Below are 18,003 nucleotides of genomic sequence, written 5' to 3' on the forward strand. Positions count from 1 at the left end.
CGAATACAGGCGATGCCGGACCAACAGGAACTGGAATCATCGATCCATATACGGCGGGTAGCGATATCCCAGGAGTGGATGCGCGAGTTAACCGTTACGTTGGTATCTATGAAGTAGACAGCGAAGGCAAAGTCGTGAAGTTTAGCCTGATCGTGTTGGAGTCCAAAGATATTAATAATGGAGCAACTGTGCCAGAATTAGATCCCAAGCCAGCGCCACGTCCTGGTACTGAAACAGGGACCACGGGCATTCCGAATGTAACGCCAGGAACCGGGAATCATCTAGTGGTAAAAGTGTCCTCGACTATGATTGAAACGCCGAATACAGGCGATGCCGGACCAACAGGAACTGGAATCATCGATCCATATACGGCGGGTAGCGATATCCCAGGAGTGGATGCGCGAGTTAACCGTTATGTTGGTATCTATGAAGTAGACGAAGCGGGCAAAGTGGTGAAGTTCAGCCTAGTTGTGATTACAGACAAAGATGTGAAGTCAGGGTCGGGAGATCTGAACAACGATAAGGATCACTTGAGCATCGTGTATCAAGATGGCGATCATGCAGAGCATGTGACCAAAACGCTGTACCTGCCTGCCAAAGGCGAGTCCGGTCATACAACGGTTACATGGACATCCAGTCATCCGGATTTGATCAGCCCGAACGGACGTGTTAACCGCTCTGGAGCTTACGATTCGGACGTATACGTTACCCTGACGGCAACGATTACGGATGACCTCACTGGAGCGCAAACCACGAAGACCTTTGTCGTTAAAGTCATTCAGATGTCGGATGAAGATGCAGTTCGTGCGGCAGCCAAAGATTTGAGTGCAGAGAAAGCATTTGCGTTCACAGAAGGAGATACATGGGAATCCGTTACCAGTCAGTTTACCCTGCTGGGCCAAGGACTTTACGGCACCAATATTACCTGGGCATCGTTAGACTCTGGTACGATCGACATCTCTCTTCAGAACGGTAAAGCTTATGGGGCGGTCAATCGTCCGCAGAGCAGCGATAAGAATGTGCTTTTAACGGCCGTAATTAGAAAAGGGAATGCTTCCATTACTAAGACGTTCCTTATGGTTGTGAAAAATAAAACGGTCGGTAAAGAAGCGGATCAGACGAGACAGCCGACTGGAAGACAGGCCGAAGCGAGCGTCAACCCAAGCGATACTTCCAGCCGTGACGAATTCATGATTCTAAGGACTACCCTGAATAATGGCTCCAAAATCGACACGGTTATTATCGACCCGTCGAAAGTAGAGACCCTAGCGGATGCTATCAATCCAAATGAAAAAGACGAGAGCAAACGTACAGTTGCTGTGCAATTGAAGCATGCTCCGGTAGATAAGGCCGATGAATTCGCCATCGAAATCCCTTCAGGCGCTGTAGCTGCTATGGCAGACAGAAATGCATTGCTGGAGATTAAGACGGATGAAGGCAGTATCAAGTTGAGCGCTGCGGCATTGAAGGATTCGGCAGATAAAGGAACAGACTTATACTTCAGACTCGTTCCGGTTAAAGATGCCCAGGAACAAAATGAAGCCAAGAATGTGGCAGCAAGCAACATTTTGGTGAAACAAAGCGCCGAAGGAAAGACGATTCAAGTTCTGAGTATTCCACGGAAGATCGAAACGAATTTCTCAGGCTTTGCCACCAAGGTTGTCATTCCGTTTTATGGAATCACTATACCAGAGCAGAATAAACAGGCATTCCTAGATTCTTTGAGAGTATTTGTCGAGCATACGGATGGAACTACAGAGCTTCTATCAGGTGTGGTCCAGTATGAGAATAATCAACCGGTTGGGCTAGAAATTCAAATTAATCGATTCAGTCGTTTCCAGTTCGTCAATTTCACTTCAAATGAGCCTTCGAACAGCAGTCCGAATGGTGGCTCAGGTGGTGGCGATACTATAAAATCAACTGACTTTGTACCTTCTCCGTCCCTTAAACCGGGCAACACAACGGGTACTACTAGTGTAGTCGCTGATAATATTGGCAAAGGAAATCATTTGGTTGTTAAAGTGTCCTCCAGCACGATTTCTGCCCCTAGAATCGGAGATGCGGCTCCTACAGGAGCAGGCGTGCTAGACCCTTACGTTGCAGGAAGTGATATTAAGGGAGCTGACGCAGATGTAAATAAATACATCGGTGTTTATGAGGTGGACAGCAATAACAGAATCGTGAAATTCATGCTGTTGATTGTTAAGAAGGGTGATATTAAAGCTGTAAATGGCCTGATCGATCTGTACATCAATAATGTCATCCAAAAGGATACAGCCAAACTTGAGGTCCGCGGGGCTGCCAATAAGGATGCTATTACAATCGTTGTAGATAATGAGGCTATCATTCAAAAGCTTCAAACGGAGAAAACAGAGAGTATTTTGACTGTGCCTCCAGTTACTGCAGTAAATAACGTTGAAGTTGAGATCAATGGCCAACTTCTAAAATTGATGGCTGAGAAGTCTAACGTACTCCGTTTTGAAACGGAAAATGCAACGTATATTTTTCCAGTGACTGCAATCGATCTCAAGGGGCTGCTGGATTCACTCAGCAATCCGTCAGATCTGAACAATGTGAAGTTCAAAATTTCCATTTCTACTACAGAAGCTGCGACTGCTGCAAAAATTAAAGAACAAGTTAAGAACGGCCAAGCTGATATGCTCATAACTCCTGTGGATTTTGAAGTTACTGGAAGCTACAACGGAAAAGTAGTGAACGTTGACGGATTTAACCGTTATGTAGCAAGACTTATCAAGCTTTCCAGCAGTATCAATCCAGAGAACGTAACTACAGGTGTATATATTCGTAAAGACGGACAAATAGCGCATATCCCAACCATCGTCGAGACGATTAACGGGGTACCTTATGCCAAAGTCCAAAGCCTGTACAATGGTATCTTTACACTTGTGAACCACCCGCTGAAATTCAAGGATGTGGAGAGTCATTGGTCCAAAGCAGAGGTGAATGATCTGGCTTCGAGGCTTGTGGTATTTGGTACGGACAAAGAACATTTCACACCGACTAGAGACATCACTCGTGCAGAATTTGCAGCTATTGTAGTAAGGGCCTTAGGCTTGAAGCATGGGGATTCCAAAGGTAATCCGTTCAGCGATGTGAAAGATACGGCTTGGTATGCTGAGTCGATCCAGACTGCGCTTGAATTTGGCATTATTGATGGATACAATGGCGGTAAATTTGGGCCGATGGATCCAATCACTCGTGAACAGGCTATGACTATGATTGCTAGAGCTATGAAAATTACCGGCTTGAAAGTGGAATTTAAAGAAGGTGAAGCAGATACGCTGCTTGCCGCATTTAAAGATTCATCCCAATCCTCCGCATGGGCGAAGGAGAGTATCGCCGCTTGTGTGAAAGCAGGCATCGTTACAGGTAAGAGCGATACTACCATTGCACCGAAGGATGCAATTACAAGAGCGGAAGTTGCCAAGATTATAGCGAAGCTACTGCAAAAATCTAACTTAATCTAGCATCCGGCAAAAAAATGAAGCTGCCCCCAAGGTCTCGTAACTAGACGACCGAGGGGGCAGTTTTCATAAAATCAGGGCAGCCATGCTGCCCTGATTTTATGTTAGTGCTAAGAAGATGAGGTAGCACGTTGATTCAGGCTTTTTAGTGGTTAGTAGCAACGTGTAAGTTACTGCAGTTCTGGTGAATGAAGATTCGGAACCGTTGGTAAGTCCATCCCTTCAGTAAATACACAGTTATTTTGGGTGTGTATCGCTGCTGTTCCAGATTCAATCGCTGTTTGGTAAAACCAAATTTTAAAATCGATTTTCTCCAGATAATTTTGCATTTCAGCTATTTTCTCAATAACCACCTTTTTGTGGTTTTCGAATACTTCCAGCCGCTCATTTAAGGTAGCGTCTCCTTCCATGGACCATTCAATATACTGCCTGATCTTTTTCACGGGCATCCCGCTTTTTTTCAGGCAGGTGATGACTCCTAGCCATTCAAAATCACTATCTTTAAAATCTCGATTCCCTACCTTATTCCGATCTACAAAAGGCAATAATCCCTGCTTGTCATAATAGCGTAATGTATGTGCAGATATTCCGCTCATCTCGGCAACTTCACTAACTGTATATCCCAATGAATAAACCACCTTTTTAAAAACGTAGTAAATGATTATACGGCTTAGACTATACTCTAAGTCAAAAAGCTATGCATAGCTTGAGGTTGAGATGTAAGCACTCCTGATTTTTTATGATGCATGAAGCTTGACTTAGACTTTACTCTCAAGTTTACAGTTTGATTGTAATCAAATTTTAGACTTAAGGGGAGAATAAAATGAGTAAAAATAGCGTCTGGATCATCACTGGATGTTCCACTGGATTCGGCAGAGAACTTGCCAAAGCAACGATTGAGGCCGGTTATAAGGTTGTTGTTACTGCGAGAAATCTCCATTCCATTGCTGATCTTGTCAGCGGGAATACAGATAACATTCTGGCCGTAGAACTTGATGTTACTAAGCCTGAACAAGTTGAAAATGCTGTAAGAGCTACGATGGAGAAATTTGGCCGGATTGATGTGCTGGTCAATAATGCTGGCGTCGGTTATTTTAGCTCTATTGAGGAAGCTGTCCAAGAAGAGACCCGGAAGATGTTCGAAATCAATTTCTGGGGTCTCATGAACATGACAAGTGCTGTATTGCCTTATATGAGAGACCAGCGTTCCGGACATATTATCAATATATCGTCCATTGGAGGTCTAGTATCATACCCTGGTGTGGGATACTACAACGCTACGAAGTACGCTGTTGAAGGCATATCAGAGAGCCTGTCCAAAGAAGTTGCTCCATTTAATATTCATGTAACGCTGATCGAACCAAGCAATTTCCGCACGGATTGGTCCGGGCGTTCAGCCGCGAGAACAGAATCATCGATTAAGGAGTATGAGGAGCTCATCTCTCCATTTGTAAATGGAGAATCCCAAGGCAAAGAACCTGGAGATCCAAAGAAAGCTGCAGAAGCCATTATCAGCATTGCGGAGTCTCAAGAGCCACCGCTTCGGTTGCTGCTTGGAGCAGATGCTTACCATTTCGCGGTGAACAAATATACAGAGACACTAAAAAATTTCGAAAAACAAAAGGAAGTCGCCTTGAATGCTGATTTCCAAGACGGAATGTAACTAGATATCGAACACCTCCGCCACCGCGCTGAAAGCGGGTGGCGGAGGTGTTTTTTTGATAGATATCCATTTGACTTAGAATAATAGGAGACCAACGTGGCCTCCTATCATCAAGTTTTCTGTATATTTTCATTTTATCCAGAAGTCGTTTAGGCCCTAGAGAAACTTCGCTTGTGCGTGAACCGTCGTATGATTTCCGGCAGGGCGATAGATATTAGTACGATCAGAACACCTACCCAGCGCAGCGGGCTAATCGGCTCATGCAGGATGAAAAAAGATGAAAGCACAGCGACTGGAAGTTCGGTAGCGCCCAGTATACTGGCCATCCCTTCTCCTACGTGGGGAACACCATAAGCGAACAAAAGTGGCGGAATAAATGAACCCAAAAATCCTAGGGCGACCCCATAGATCAATAGCTCTCCGAAAATCTTCCCGTTGAACAAAAATGCAGGAGGGTACAAGATGAAGATTAGCATCATGCCTCCAGCCAGCATCCATACTGCTCGAGTTGCTGCGGGTGCCTTAGGTACGGCAGATCCGCTTAGCAGGATAAACAACGAATACAGCAATGCAGCACTAAGACCATACAGGATGCCAAGCGGGCTCCAGCTTCTAAATCCATCATCCAAAAGACCGGCGGCGAGCATAGTTCCTATCAGCAAAATTACGATGACGATAACGGTCATCCGGTCCGGAAGACGTCTGTCTTTAATGGACTGGATAAGGGCGCCAATCCAAATAAATTGAAATAATAAAATAATGGCAACAGAAGCAGGTACATAGGTTAGAGATTTAAAGTAAACCAATCCAGCTCCAGCGAGTGGAAGACCAGCGCTGACAAGCGTCAGCTTTTGCTTCCAGCTTAATTTCGAGACGTCCGTTTGGCTAAATGCTGCTTTCTGCTTGTGGCGGCTCGTTCTTAAATTTTTCACCAAGTAAAAGACAAGGGATAGGATAAATCCCCAAAAAAACTGTGAGCCCACGACTTCTCCAAGATGGAAGCCTCTGCCGTAAGCCAATACTGCGATTGTAGAAAGTAATCCAAAACATGCTGAGCCCGTCATTACGGCTGCCATGTATTTCATATCGTATTCACCTTTTCTAAAGTAGATTTGCAGCGGGTGCAAGAAGAACTTTAAGCTTGAGAGTATAGTCTAAGTCAAGCATTGTATATCAAGGTTTTTTCTTTTGCTAAAAAAGATGAGGATAAAAAACGGTTATATTGTTTGTTACCTTGGGAGGTGTTCATGTATCATGGTTAGCGGGCTGGAAATATTCGAAAAGATTCCAATACATAGGAGCTAATCATGGACCAAGAGACTGCTTATTCAACAAGAAGAACATTTGCAAGATTGCTAAGATTCTCAAAATCAGAAACGCTGCGATACATTCTATTATTTATCATTATTCTTTGCGGAACCTTAGTAAATCTGGGCTATCTGGAGGCGATACGAAATATTGTGGCGGGAGCGACGTCGAAATCTCTCCATCTTGTGTATTATGGAACTGCACTTGCTGGAATAACGATCATTCTGCAGACCGTCATCAATATCACGCAGACTCAAGTCACAGTGAAAATCAAAAACGCTTCAATAACTAATATGCAAAAACATGTACTGGGCCAACTTCATCGGAAAAAGGTAGAGGATGTAGAAAACTATCATAGCAGCGACATTGCGGGGCGGTTGTTGAACGGTGTAACGGATGCGCAAACTGGGGTCAATGACAAACTGTTGGCGTTTATCACAAACTTGCTGCAGATTATGATGGCCATGGCGTATTTTAGCTGGCTCAGCTTGCCTTTGACGCTCGGACTGGTTGGTTTTACACTGGCCTATCCCGCAATTACTTATCCGATCTCTCGAGTTCTACGTGTACAGTATGACAAGCGTGGGAAAGAGGTGGCGGATCGAGATTCGATCCTTCAAGAAGCGATTCAAGGCGCTGAAGAGGTACGAACCTATAAGCTGCAGCAACACTTTCAAGGTGTTTTAAAAGGAAGACTTCTTCAAGTGCTGGCAAGATCGCTACGCATTTCTATTCTGGAAAGAAGCTTTGACGCTTTGAATAGGATGGCCACGTTTGGCGGAATGATTTTTACACTTGGATTCGGGGGCTATCAGGTCTTAAAGGGCGAATTGATGGTTGGCGCACTGGCTACCTTTATTGTAACAAGCGGACAATTAACGAACCCGCTTCTATCGATATCAAGATTATGGACAGACATGATTCAAGCGATATCCCAGGCGCAGAGAGTATTCAGTCTGTTAGATTTGCGAAATGAAGAGGATGATCTAAATAAGAATTCGAATCTAGTATTCCATCCCGGCCGGCATGATATTACACTTAAACAAGTGAATTATGCGTATAACAACGGTAGAAAATCTATCTATGATATAAGTTTTTCGATAAAAAGCGGACAGATGGCAGCGATTGTAGGACCCAGCGGTTCGGGTAAATCTACGATCCTGAAATTATTGCTAAGACTCTATACTCCTGAAAAAGGAGAAATTCTGTACAACGATGTCTCTATACATGAGATCCCGCTGGCGGAGTGGAGATCCCGTATTGGATATGTTTCACAACAGGCCATTGTATTCTCTGGTTCTATTAAGGAGAATATTTGCTTCGGATTAGAAAATGTGCCTATGGACGAAGTAGTGAAGGCTGCCAAATTAGCGCATATCCATCATTATATCAGTGCGCTTCCGCAGGGGTATGACACGGCCATTGGGGAACGTGGTGTTCAGTTGTCAGGCGGGGAAGTACAGCGTCTTTCTCTAGCCAGAGTTTATTTACGCAATCCCCAGATTCTTTTGCTTGATGAGCCTACTTCAGCGTTGGATGTTGAAAATGAAAGAAAGTTTCGACAATCATTGCAAGCTCTTGCTAAAGATCGGACGACGATCGTTATTGCCCACAAGCTGGACACGATTCAGCATGCCGATACGATTATTGTTGTGGAGGGTGGAAGAGTGACAGAGGTAGGGACACACGCAGATTTAGTAAGGAAGCAAGGGGAGTATTTCAGTTTTCTGCAAGAAGAGAATATGAAGAGGGAGAGTAACATCAGTTGAAGATGCAGATCAATACCAGGGCGGTCTTGTCCCTTCTTTTTCACTATGTAAAGCGCTACTGGATAATTCTTATCTTCCTCCCATTGTTGATCGGGGTAGATATTGCCTTTGAATTAGGAGTAGCTAAAATCCAGGGTCTGTTCATTGATACCGCAGACCAGGGTACGATAGAGAGATTGTTCTATGTTATTAAACTTGTGATTTGTTTGCTGTTTGCAGGGATTATCTTATTAGCGCTCCATCGGCATTTCATCGTTAAGCTACTCGGTTATGTACATAGAGATATAACGCTTAGATTGTTTGAAGTTATAAACCATATGCCTTATCAGAAATTGAAAAAATATCATTCCGGAGATCTGGTCACCCGGGTGAAGGACGATGTGGAGCATAGTTCACAAATTATTGATGCCTTCATTGAATTTGTAACCGTACTTATTCTAATTATTTTATCGTTTGTTTACCTCATCCGAATTGATGTTGTATTAGCCTTGATTGGAGCAATAAGTGCACCTCTTTTGTTCTGGATCGGCCGCATGTTTGACAAGAGAATTCGTACCGAGGCAGGCGATGTGCAAGAGAAGGAACGGGCGCTCAGAGAGACAACACAAGAATATATCCAGGGATATACCGTTGCTAAAGTTTTTAATGCGAGCGGAGTATACCTTAATCCATTTATGCAGCGAAGGAAAGATCTCAACGAGGCACAAACCAAACTTGCAATGACGAACACGATGAGTAGTACCTTTACGGAGAGTGGATTCCAACTCATTTACATTGTGGCATTAGTGTTTATCGCGATTGCCTCTTCGAGAAATGCCCTAACTCCTGGGACGATTATTACGTTTAGTGTGCTATTTGAGCTTGTAGTCTGGCCGGTCATTGGTATGTCAGATCAGTATAGCCGCGTGCAAGAGGGGATCGGAGCGTTTCAGCGAATATATGAATTTGTAGGAAAGACTAATAATACAGCAGCAATAAGACCTAAACGCAATGAGAAGAAAGAGTCGGAGGATTCTTGTACCAATGTAGTGTTGTCCCTTAGAGATGTATCTTTGCAGCCTGAATCTAGTGACAGGGCTATTCTGAATCAGATTAACTTTGATTTGAAAAAGGGAGAGACTGTAGTCGTCATTGGACCGAGTGGCTCGGGCAAATCTACCTTTGCAAAATTATGCTGTGGTCTATATGAACCCACGCTAGGAACGGTGTCGCTCCATGGTCAATCGGTTTATGTGAATCAATCGCCATATCTATTCTCTGGGACGGTAAAAGAAAATATCAAGTTAGCTAATGATCAAGCAGCTGATCATGATATACACTACGCAGCCCGACAAGCTGGGCTTGAAGAATTCATAGAACAATTACCTGATAAATATAATACGGTGATCAGTGAGCAAGGAAGTGATTTTTCGGGTGGACAAAGGCAGCGAGTTGCTTTAGCCAGAGCTTTTTTACATAAAGAGTGTGAATTGTTCATCATGGATGAGCCGACGTCTGCCTTGGATAACGCTACAGAGCAGCAAGTAGTGGCCTCTCTGAAATCTTACTTGAAAGATAGATCAGCTATTATCATCACTCATCGTCTAAGTCTAGTTTCGCTAGCTGATCGAATTATTGTCATGAATGAAGGCAGGATTGAAGAAGAAGGAACCCATGCCGAATTAATGCGTAATCAGGGACTATATAAGAAGTTTCAGAAACGAGAGGTTCTTAATGAATACAATCCTCATTATTGAAGACCAGGAAGATGTCAATCACATGCTGGCGGAGTCGCTTAGTGCTGCAGGATACCGCGTTCAGTCTGCTTATACAGGGGCGGATGGATTGCGGGAAATTCACAATGGTTCATATGATCTGGTGCTGCTCGATATTATGCTTCCCTACAAAAGCGGGGATGAAATTCTGAAAGAGATGCGCCAGTTCTCCGATGTCCCTGTCATTATCATTTCCGCGAAGGATCTCGTCGGTACAAAAATCGATCTCCTGAAGCTGGGTGCGGACGATTATATTACGAAACCATTTGACTTAGGGGAAGTGGTGGCACGGGTGGAGTCCAATTTGCGCCGTTCAAGGCGGGATCAACCGGGAAGCAGGATGCTGCGCCACAAGGATTTGCTATTGGATGAGAGTGCTAAACGCGTGACGGCGGGTGGTACAGAGATTGAGCTAACCGCCAAAGAGTATATGATTCTTGAGATGCTGCTCAAGCATGGGGGTAAAGTGTTCACCAAAGCGAATTTGTACGAATCGGTCTGGCAGGACGAATACCTCGGGGATGACAATGCGGTGAAGACGCATATCAGCAATCTGAGAAGTAAGCTGAAAAAAGTGAACCCGGAAGAGGAGTACATAGAAACGGTTTGGGGACTGGGCTATAGGCTGCATCACGGATAACTTATCGGTTTCTTTACTTCTTCAATGTCAGCCTTAACCTTTTCTAAACTTGTCATCGTTATACTGGGGGGCAGAAAGGGCAGGTGAGTAAAATGAACTCATACGTTGTACAGACCCATCATCTGAGTAAAAACTACGGTGATTATACGGCGCTACGCCAAGTTTCCATCCGCTTAAAAGGGGGACATATCTATGGCTTGATCGGCCAAAACGGCGCTGGCAAAACGACCCTGATGCGTCTGCTGGCCGGATTATCTTTTCCGACAGAAGGCAGTATTGAGCTATTTGGTCATAGCGGAGAGAACGCGCTTCAAGAGGAGCGGAAACGGCTGGGCTGCATGATTGAGCACCCGGGATTTGTACCGTATATGACTGCAAAACAGAACCTGAAGCTGCATCGGATGATGCGAGGTGTCCCTAACATGGAGATTGAGGATGAGCTGCTGGCGTTGGTTGGCCTGGCAGACACGGGGAGGAAGAAAGCAAGAGATTTCTCGCTTGGCATGAAGCAGCGGCTTGGCATTGCTATCGCTCTCTTGGGTAGCCCGGAATTACTCATTCTGGACGAACCGATCAACGGGCTGGACCCGCTCGGCGTTATCGAAATTCGTAATTTGCTAAGGCAGCTCTGTGAAGAGCGGCAGATGGCTATTCTTATCTCCAGTCATAACTTGCCTGAGCTGTATCAGACCGCGACCAACTATATCATTATTCACAAGGGAGAGATTAAGCAGACGCTCACTCAGGAGCAGCTTGATGAACGGTGCAGCCATCATATTCTAATTCGCTGTGATCAGCCAGAGAAGCTGGCAAGTGTATTAGAGACGGAGCTTGGCACCTTGAACTATAAGGTTATGCCGGATCGCACGGTCAAACTTTATGATTATTTAGATCAGTTGGAGTTGGTCGCCAAGGCCATTCATGACAATGGGATTATTGTCACCAAGTTTAATGTTGAAGGCGAAACGCTTGAGAACTACTTCATCTCTTGTTTAGGGGGTGAACGGGATGCTTAATCTGATCCGGGCTGATCTTTTCAAGTTGATGAAATCACAGGCGGTCAAAGTATTAATGGGTCTGACAACGGCAAGTGCGCTCATTTCAACGGTGATGGCCTATCTGATTCCGCTTGGTAAGATTGACACCCGTATGACAGGCATTGAATTCATGTTCTCCGACATGAACGTGATCTGTATTCTTGGAGCGGTGATCGCGGGTATGATCATATGCGGCGATTTTGAGAACAAAACGATTCATAACGCAATTTCTAGCGGCTCCCGCAGATACACTATCATCGTCAGCAAAGCTGCTGCGCTCGCTGTTGCTTTAATGATGCTCTTGTTGCCGTATGCAATTGTTACGGCGGTTGGGCTTGGTACAGGGTATACATTCGATGTCGGTTCAGTGGGAATAGGCTTCCTGCACTTACTGACGGCGGAAAGCGGCACCGTGTTCGGGATTCCAGAAATCGGGAAGATGGCGGGGATTATGCTGACTTTGATTATTGTCTATATAGCTCAGCTAAGCCTATGTGTACCGCTTGCTTTTTTTCTGAAAAAGCCTGTGTTCGTGGTTGCTATCTACTATGGTTTCTCGGTTCTGTGTGCACAACTAGTCGGTGGAAGTGAGAGCTCGTCGGTGCTGAGCCGTATCTTCTCGCTTACCCCTTACGGAAGCAAACATGCTCTTATGACGCTGGAGACAACCGCAAGCGATATGGCGCAAACGATCGGTATCAGCATAATTTTTATTGCAATCATGCTGACCGTCACCTTTACGGCATTTAGAAAATCTGAAATCAAGTAAGGAAAGGCTGTGAAGATGTTGGCGATTGCATTGGGGGTATTAATTGTACTGGTTCTGCTGCTGGGTGCGTATATTGTTTTTATTCACTGGCAGCTGCGCAGCATCAATCGCCAACTGGGTAAACGGCTGGCCGAGCATACACGGCAACCGGTAAGTCTGGACCTCTTGAGTAAGGAGCTTAATTCTCTGGCCATTCATATTAATCAATGCTTAAAGGCGGAGGAGAACCTCCGTCTTCAAGCCATTCGTGAGGAAAAGAACTTCAAGGAGCTTATAGCGAACATTTCCCATGATTTGCGAACACCACTAACCGCGGTTAAAGGCTATCAACAGCTGATGGCGAATGGTGATTTACCTTCTGACCAGCAGGAGAAGCTTCGTATTGCCCGGAAGCATACTGAGGTATTGGGTCGGCTGATCGAGCTTTTTTTCGAATATACATATTTGTTGAACGCAGAACCGGAATGTCGAAGGGAAAAGGTGAACGTGGGGAACCTGATCGCAGAGGGTGTAGCGGCAGCGGTGCCCTTGCTGGAGGAGAGGGGGCTGTCCGTTCAAATTGAGGAGACTCCGCCAAGATTTGCCTTTGCTGACAGGGAGATGCTCGCCAGAATCGTGAATAATTTGATCCGCAACGGCTGTGAATATGCATCTGGCCAGATGCATATTCGCTTGAAACATCAGGAAGACAAGATCATTCTCTCATTCGGTAATCCCGTGGACAATGGCGCTGTTCTTGATGTTACGCGGTTGTTCGACCGGTTCTATACGGGTGATCACGCCAGAAGTAGGGGAACAGGGTTAGGTCTTGCTATCGTGAAACTTTTGGTGGAGCGGATGAACGGAAGCGTGTCGGCATCTCTTGAGAAAAGCTACCTTGAGATTGTTGTCGAACTTCCGGCTTATCATGGAAGTGGGAGTGTAGACTGATGAGGATTTGCAGCTAAAATAAATGCTTCAAAATTTCCTGCAAAAAAGTGTTGACAGGTGAGCTTATTTTTTATATGATATTAAAGTCGACTGAAGGAAATGATCTTCCTGAAAAAAGACAAGTCCTTCGGGGCTACGGATTGCTGGAGCACAGCAGGTAGTATTAATACAGCCGGCAAAAAGATATAACGTGGGGCCTTAGCTCAGCTGGGAGAGCGCATCGCTGGCAGCGATGAGGTCAGGGGTTCGATCCCCCTAGGCTCCACCAAGAACATCATATGGACTCTTAGCTCAGTTGGTAGAGCAGTTGACTCTTAATCAATTGGTCCAGGGTTCGAGTCCCTGAGAGTCCATCACAGAAGAAACGGCAGAGATGCCGTTTTTTTCGTACATTCATACAAGTACAATAGATCTTACTTTAAGAAGGTACCCTGCGGTACCTTTTTTATATTTAGTTTCAGAATGAATAGAGGATTCCGCGCTGGTGTACATAATATGATTTAATATGATCAAGCAAACTAAAAGATGAGGAGGGAGACGAGGTTGACACTGACCCAATTGAAGTATGTGATAGAAGTGGCGAACAAGGGTTCAATTACCGATGCAGCTAAAAGTTTGTTTATTTCGCAGCCTAGTCTTTCCGCAGCCATAAAGGAATTGGAGGAAGAACTAAGAATAAATATTTTTGTAAGAACGAATAGAGGGATCATTGTTACCAATGCGGGCGCAGAGTTTTTAGGACATGCACGGCAAATCATTCAACAAACAGAACTGGTAGAAGAAAAGTATCTGGTCTCTACTCCCTCTAAACAGCGGTTCTCAGTTTCTACGCAGCACTACACGTTTACAGTTAATGCATTCGTAGATCTGATTAAGGAATATGGTGCTGATGAATATGATTTTACTTTACGTGAAACGAAAACCTTTGAAATCATTGAAGATGTAAAAAATCTGAAAAGCGAATTGGGTGTTATCTATTTAAGCACATTTAATGAGTCCATTATTCGCAAGTTTTTAAAAAAAGTAATCTTGTTTTTTCGGAGCTTTTTTCCGTACGCCCTCATATCTTTATTAGCAAGCAAAATCCCTTGGCTCTCAAAAGCTCCGTATCTCTAAATGATTTGGAGGAATTCCCTTGCCTGAGCTTTGAACAAGGTGACCAAAACTCCTTCTATTTTTCTGAAGAAATATTGAGCACTCTTGAGCATAAAAAAAGTATAAAAGTAACTGATCGCGCTGCGGTGAACAATCTGCTCATTGGGGTTAATGCGTATATCATAGCTACAGGGGTATTCCCTTCTCTTCTACATGGAGATGATATTACAGCTGTACCGCTAGAAGTGGATGAAATCATTCAAGTAGGGACTATTACTCATAAAGATTATATCCCCTCCAGATTAGGAGAAATCTATTTATCTGCGTTACGCCGCATTGCCAACAATTTAAACCATTTTTGAAATGCCTTCATTAAATGTTGATATAGCCTAAAACTATGTCTAACCATAGTTATTTCGTGTTTTTATATAGCTGAATGTCAGGCTATGATGGAGATTATAAAGGGCGTCTCAAACAGGAAAGGGGAACCTCCTATGACCATAGTAGAATCAGTAAAATATGAAAATACCACTGGTGAGGGCAAAGAGGCTTATGAGAAACATGAGAAGAACAATAGCCTGACAAACATGAAGAAAATTTTGCTCCAAGACTACGCTACTTATGATGCGTATATGGGTTGGTATACGTCATGGACCAGACTTGGTGAAATTGTAGGAAAAAAAGCTGCAACAATCTACGCTCATTCCATCTCCACTACCAACAATTGCATGCTGTGTTCTTTATTTTTTGTCCGTGATCTGAGGACACTGGGCATCGATCCGGCTAACCTTGTGCTTGACGAGAAGGAGCAGCTTTTGTCTGAGCTAGGGCAACAGATTGTTAAAGATCCAACCAATGTATCCGAACAATTATTTGCCGAGTTAAAGGAGCATTATACAGATAACGAAATTGTAGCTATTGTCGGATTTGCCGGGCAAATGATTGCTACCAACAATTTTAATTCTATTTTGAAAATTGATATCGATCAAAGCCTGCTTCCCCTTCAAGGCGACTTTAAACCAGCAACATGGAGAACTCAAACTAGCGAATAAGACGGGTGATATTATGAAGAGTTTTACTTATTATAATCCCGCTAAAATTTTTTTCGGTCAAGGATCGGAACATCATCTTGAAGAGCTATTGCGGCAGCAAGGTACAACATCACTATTACTGGTCTACAGCGGGGATTTCGTTAAAACGCTTGGCATATTTGACACTGTAAAAAATATTTGTGCAAATTTAGGGATTACATTCTATGAAAATGGTCAAGTTGTACCCAATCCCAAAATTGAACTGGTTTATTCTCTCATTGAACAGGGTAAACAAAATAAAGTAGATTTTGTGCTAGCTGCAGGCGGAGGAAGTGCCATTGACACGGCAAAAGCTGTAGCGATAGGAGTCCCTTACGAAAATGATGTATGGGATTTTTTCTCCAAAGCAACTGAACTAACGGAAGCTCTGCCCATTGGCGTCATTACGACGCTACCAGCAAGTGGTTCTGAAACCTCAAATTGTACCATTATATCAAATGGATTATACAAATTAGGCTTCGAGCACGATTTAATTATTCCGCAATTTGCAATTATGAATCCGGAATTTACGCTAGCTCTACCTGCTTATCAAACTTCTTGCGGAATTGCAGATATATTATCGCATCTTTTGGAACGGTATTTTTCTGATGTCGAGCATACAGATGTTACTGATTTTATGCTTGAAGGGGCTATGAAAGCACTACTTATCAACGGCGAACGATTAATAGACAATCCCTCTGATTATAATGCCAGAGCAGAAATCCAGTGGCTAGCTTCCATTGCGCATAACAATTTACTGGATACCGGAAGAATATCGGATTGGGGTTCGCATAGAATCGAGCATGAGCTTAGCGCTCAGTATGATGTTACTCACGGGGAAGGCATGGCTGTTGTTTTGGTTGCATGGACAAAGTTCGCGGCTAACCAGAAGCCCAAAAAATTGGCACAGCTAGCCAATCGGTTATATGGTATGGACTATCATAGTTATTCTGAAAAGCAGATGGCGCTAAAGCTTTCTGAAGAATTTAGATGTTTTTTCAAAATGCTGAATTTGAAGACGACCCTTGCTGAGTTTGGGATTGGAACCGATCATTTTGAAGAGATGGCGAATCGTGCCACGAAAAATGACACACAGACAGTGGGCCATTACATTGAGCTTGATCGGGCAAAAATCTTAGAAATTCTCAGCATGGCTATGGCCTGAATCCGTGAAAGGTTAGTCGAAAAAGGAGGCTTACGTATTTCTGTAGCATTCTATGTTTGTATTCTGAAAAAGCGTACAGGGAGGGGTTCGAGTCCCTGAGAGTCCATCACAGAAGAAACGGCAGAGATGCCGTTTTTTTGCTGTTTTAAAGGGGAACTACTTGGCTGAGTTTACACAGAAGATATTCACTTCTACTTATGATGTTTCATAATCATGCTCATGTGAAGTATCCTGATGTGTCCTGGGAGAGAGGGTATGAATATACACTTATAGAGAGTTATTAACTCAACTTTCGCAGCTCAAATCTCTAAATAAACCCTTGATATAGCTGGGTAAACTTAGAGATCCATTCCTGTAGTTGACAAAAAATATCTGCTTTGTTCTTCTTCGTTTTAGTCTCTGACAAATGCCTCATACACGCAGGGATAAGCGCCATGAACCTACGGAAATATATATTCTACTCGGGCGTGGGAGCCGTATGCTTATTAAAGAACTGGGTTGACACAATTGGACTACAGCTGTAGTATTGAATTGCAACTACAGCTGTAGTCTAAAATAATTATAATATGTAAGGAGTATTCCAAATGAAAGTAGCATCAAAAGTAGCAATCGCAACCCTGAGTAGTATTGTATTATTGAGTTCTTCTATGAACCTCACGGTGGAGGGGGCCTCCTCCAAGTCGACCCAAAAAACAGCTGCCCAAAAAATAACAGAAAAAGCTCCAACAGCAGAGGAAAAAAAGTTCATTGAACAAGAAATCAAAAGAGTGAAAGAACTGGTGATGAAGACAGGTGATACATATGTCCTGTATCATAAGTACAAAGCGCTGAATAGCGGACTCGAAATTAGCTATTGGGGGCTGACGCAGGAATATACCACATATGAAGACTATGTGAAAAAAGCGAAGACCTTGAAGGGTTCTATCTTGCAGGAGCCTTCCAATTTACCCAAGGGCTATACGTTCTCCAAAGCGAGAGTTGGAGGGCCAATTGGAGGAAAGTTCGTTGATGATTTGAGAGCAGAAGGTAAGAAGAGCGGAAAGCCTATTTACATGAAAAAGATGAATTGGAATGAGGCGGAAGATATCCGTCTGGAGTACACGAACGGGGATGACACGTTGGCCTTTAATAAATATACCGTAGACGCAAGGGATAGTAAAAATAAAGGTTATTTTGATGATAAGTTACCGGCGAAAGTTTTTCCGAAATATGTTTATTGGCAAGATGGGGGTAAGTTCGGTTACTATATTTCAACGTCATCGGATATAAAAAGAGAACAGAAAATCGAAATTCTGAAAGCTGCGGTTAAAAAATAATA

General features: G+C 43.7%; 13 protein-coding genes, 2 tRNA genes and 1 pseudogene. 14 read left to right on the forward strand and 2 right to left on the reverse strand.

What is annotated here, in order from left to right; translation table 11 throughout:
• Positions 1–3,488, forward strand: a 3,488-nt coding sequence (locus AC3Y23_RS12860; RefSeq protein WP_379199417.1) for an immunoglobulin-like domain-containing protein, incomplete at its 5' end; no start/stop codon positions are given.
• Positions 3,489–3,655: 167 nt separating this feature from the next.
• Here the strand turns inward: AC3Y23_RS12860 and AC3Y23_RS12865 are convergent.
• Positions 3,656–4,111 (reverse strand): MerR family transcriptional regulator, encoded by a 456-nt coding sequence (locus AC3Y23_RS12865; protein ID WP_379199419.1) that lies wholly within the window; start codon positions 4,109–4,111, stop codon positions 3,656–3,658.
• A gap of 197 nt (positions 4,112–4,308) precedes the next feature.
• Here AC3Y23_RS12865 and AC3Y23_RS12870 point away from each other — a divergent pair, with 197 nt between their 5' ends.
• Positions 4,309–5,148 (forward strand): oxidoreductase, encoded by an 840-nt coding sequence (locus AC3Y23_RS12870; protein WP_379199421.1) that lies wholly within the window; start codon positions 4,309–4,311, stop codon positions 5,146–5,148.
• A 149-nt stretch (positions 5,149–5,297) separates the two neighbouring features.
• Here AC3Y23_RS12870 and AC3Y23_RS12875 read toward each other — a convergent pair whose 3' ends face one another.
• On the reverse strand, positions 5,298–6,233 hold the full coding sequence (locus tag AC3Y23_RS12875; RefSeq protein WP_379199423.1) for an EamA family transporter: 936 nt from the start codon (positions 6,231–6,233) through the stop codon (positions 5,298–5,300).
• A gap of 222 nt (positions 6,234–6,455) precedes the next feature.
• Here AC3Y23_RS12875 and AC3Y23_RS12880 point away from each other — a divergent pair, with 222 nt between their 5' ends.
• The 12 genes and pseudogenes from AC3Y23_RS12880 to AC3Y23_RS12935 all read left to right on the forward strand — a co-directional run bounded on the left by AC3Y23_RS12880 (position 6,456) and on the right by AC3Y23_RS12935 (position 18,001).
• Positions 6,456–8,225: an ABC transporter ATP-binding protein gene (locus tag AC3Y23_RS12880; protein ID WP_379199425.1), complete on the forward strand. Its 1,770-nt coding sequence runs from the start codon at positions 6,456–6,458 to the stop codon at positions 8,223–8,225.
• A gap of 2 nt (positions 8,226–8,227) precedes the next feature.
• The gene (locus AC3Y23_RS12885) at positions 8,228–9,961 is read left to right on the forward strand and encodes an ABC transporter ATP-binding protein (protein ID WP_379199427.1); all 1,734 of its coding nucleotides are present in this window, start codon (positions 8,228–8,230) and stop codon (positions 9,959–9,961) included.
• The gene (locus AC3Y23_RS12890; protein ID WP_379199429.1) at positions 9,939–10,619 is read left to right on the forward strand and encodes a response regulator transcription factor; all 681 of its coding nucleotides are present in this window, start codon (positions 9,939–9,941) and stop codon (positions 10,617–10,619) included. The genes AC3Y23_RS12885 and AC3Y23_RS12890 overlap by 23 nt, the downstream gene beginning before the upstream one ends.
• A 92-nt stretch (positions 10,620–10,711) precedes the next feature.
• A complete protein-coding gene (locus AC3Y23_RS12895) occupies positions 10,712–11,635 on the forward strand; it encodes an ABC transporter ATP-binding protein (protein WP_379199979.1) in 924 nt (307 codons plus the stop codon).
• Positions 11,628–12,425 (forward strand): ABC transporter permease, encoded by a 798-nt coding sequence (locus AC3Y23_RS12900; protein WP_379199431.1) that lies wholly within the window; start codon positions 11,628–11,630, stop codon positions 12,423–12,425. The genes AC3Y23_RS12895 and AC3Y23_RS12900 overlap by 8 nt, the downstream gene beginning before the upstream one ends.
• A 15-nt stretch (positions 12,426–12,440) precedes the next feature.
• Positions 12,441–13,355: a sensor histidine kinase gene (locus AC3Y23_RS12905; RefSeq protein ID WP_379199433.1), complete on the forward strand. Its 915-nt coding sequence runs from the start codon at positions 12,441–12,443 to the stop codon at positions 13,353–13,355.
• Positions 13,356–13,547: 192 nt separating this feature from the next.
• A tRNA-Ala gene (locus AC3Y23_RS12910) sits at positions 13,548–13,623 on the forward strand.
• Between the two features lie 12 nt (positions 13,624–13,635).
• Positions 13,636–13,708, forward strand: a tRNA-Lys gene (locus AC3Y23_RS12915).
• A gap of 190 nt (positions 13,709–13,898) precedes the next feature.
• Positions 13,899–14,812, forward strand: a pseudogene (locus AC3Y23_RS12920) (LysR family transcriptional regulator).
• A 132-nt stretch (positions 14,813–14,944) separates the two neighbouring features.
• Positions 14,945–15,502 (forward strand): carboxymuconolactone decarboxylase family protein, encoded by a 558-nt coding sequence (locus tag AC3Y23_RS12925; protein WP_379199435.1) that lies wholly within the window; start codon positions 14,945–14,947, stop codon positions 15,500–15,502.
• A 13-nt stretch (positions 15,503–15,515) separates the two neighbouring features.
• Positions 15,516–16,685 (forward strand): iron-containing alcohol dehydrogenase, encoded by a 1,170-nt coding sequence (locus AC3Y23_RS12930; protein WP_379199437.1) that lies wholly within the window; start codon positions 15,516–15,518, stop codon positions 16,683–16,685.
• A gap of 584 nt (positions 16,686–17,269) precedes the next feature.
• Positions 17,270–18,001 carry a hypothetical protein gene (locus AC3Y23_RS12935; protein WP_379199439.1) on the forward strand — a complete coding sequence of 244 codons (732 nt, stop codon included), beginning with the start codon at positions 17,270–17,272 and terminating at the stop codon, positions 17,999–18,001.
• Positions 18,002–18,003: the final 2 nt, after the last annotated feature.

The sequence above is a fragment of the Paenibacillus sp. MAHUQ-45 genome (assembly GCF_058133325.1).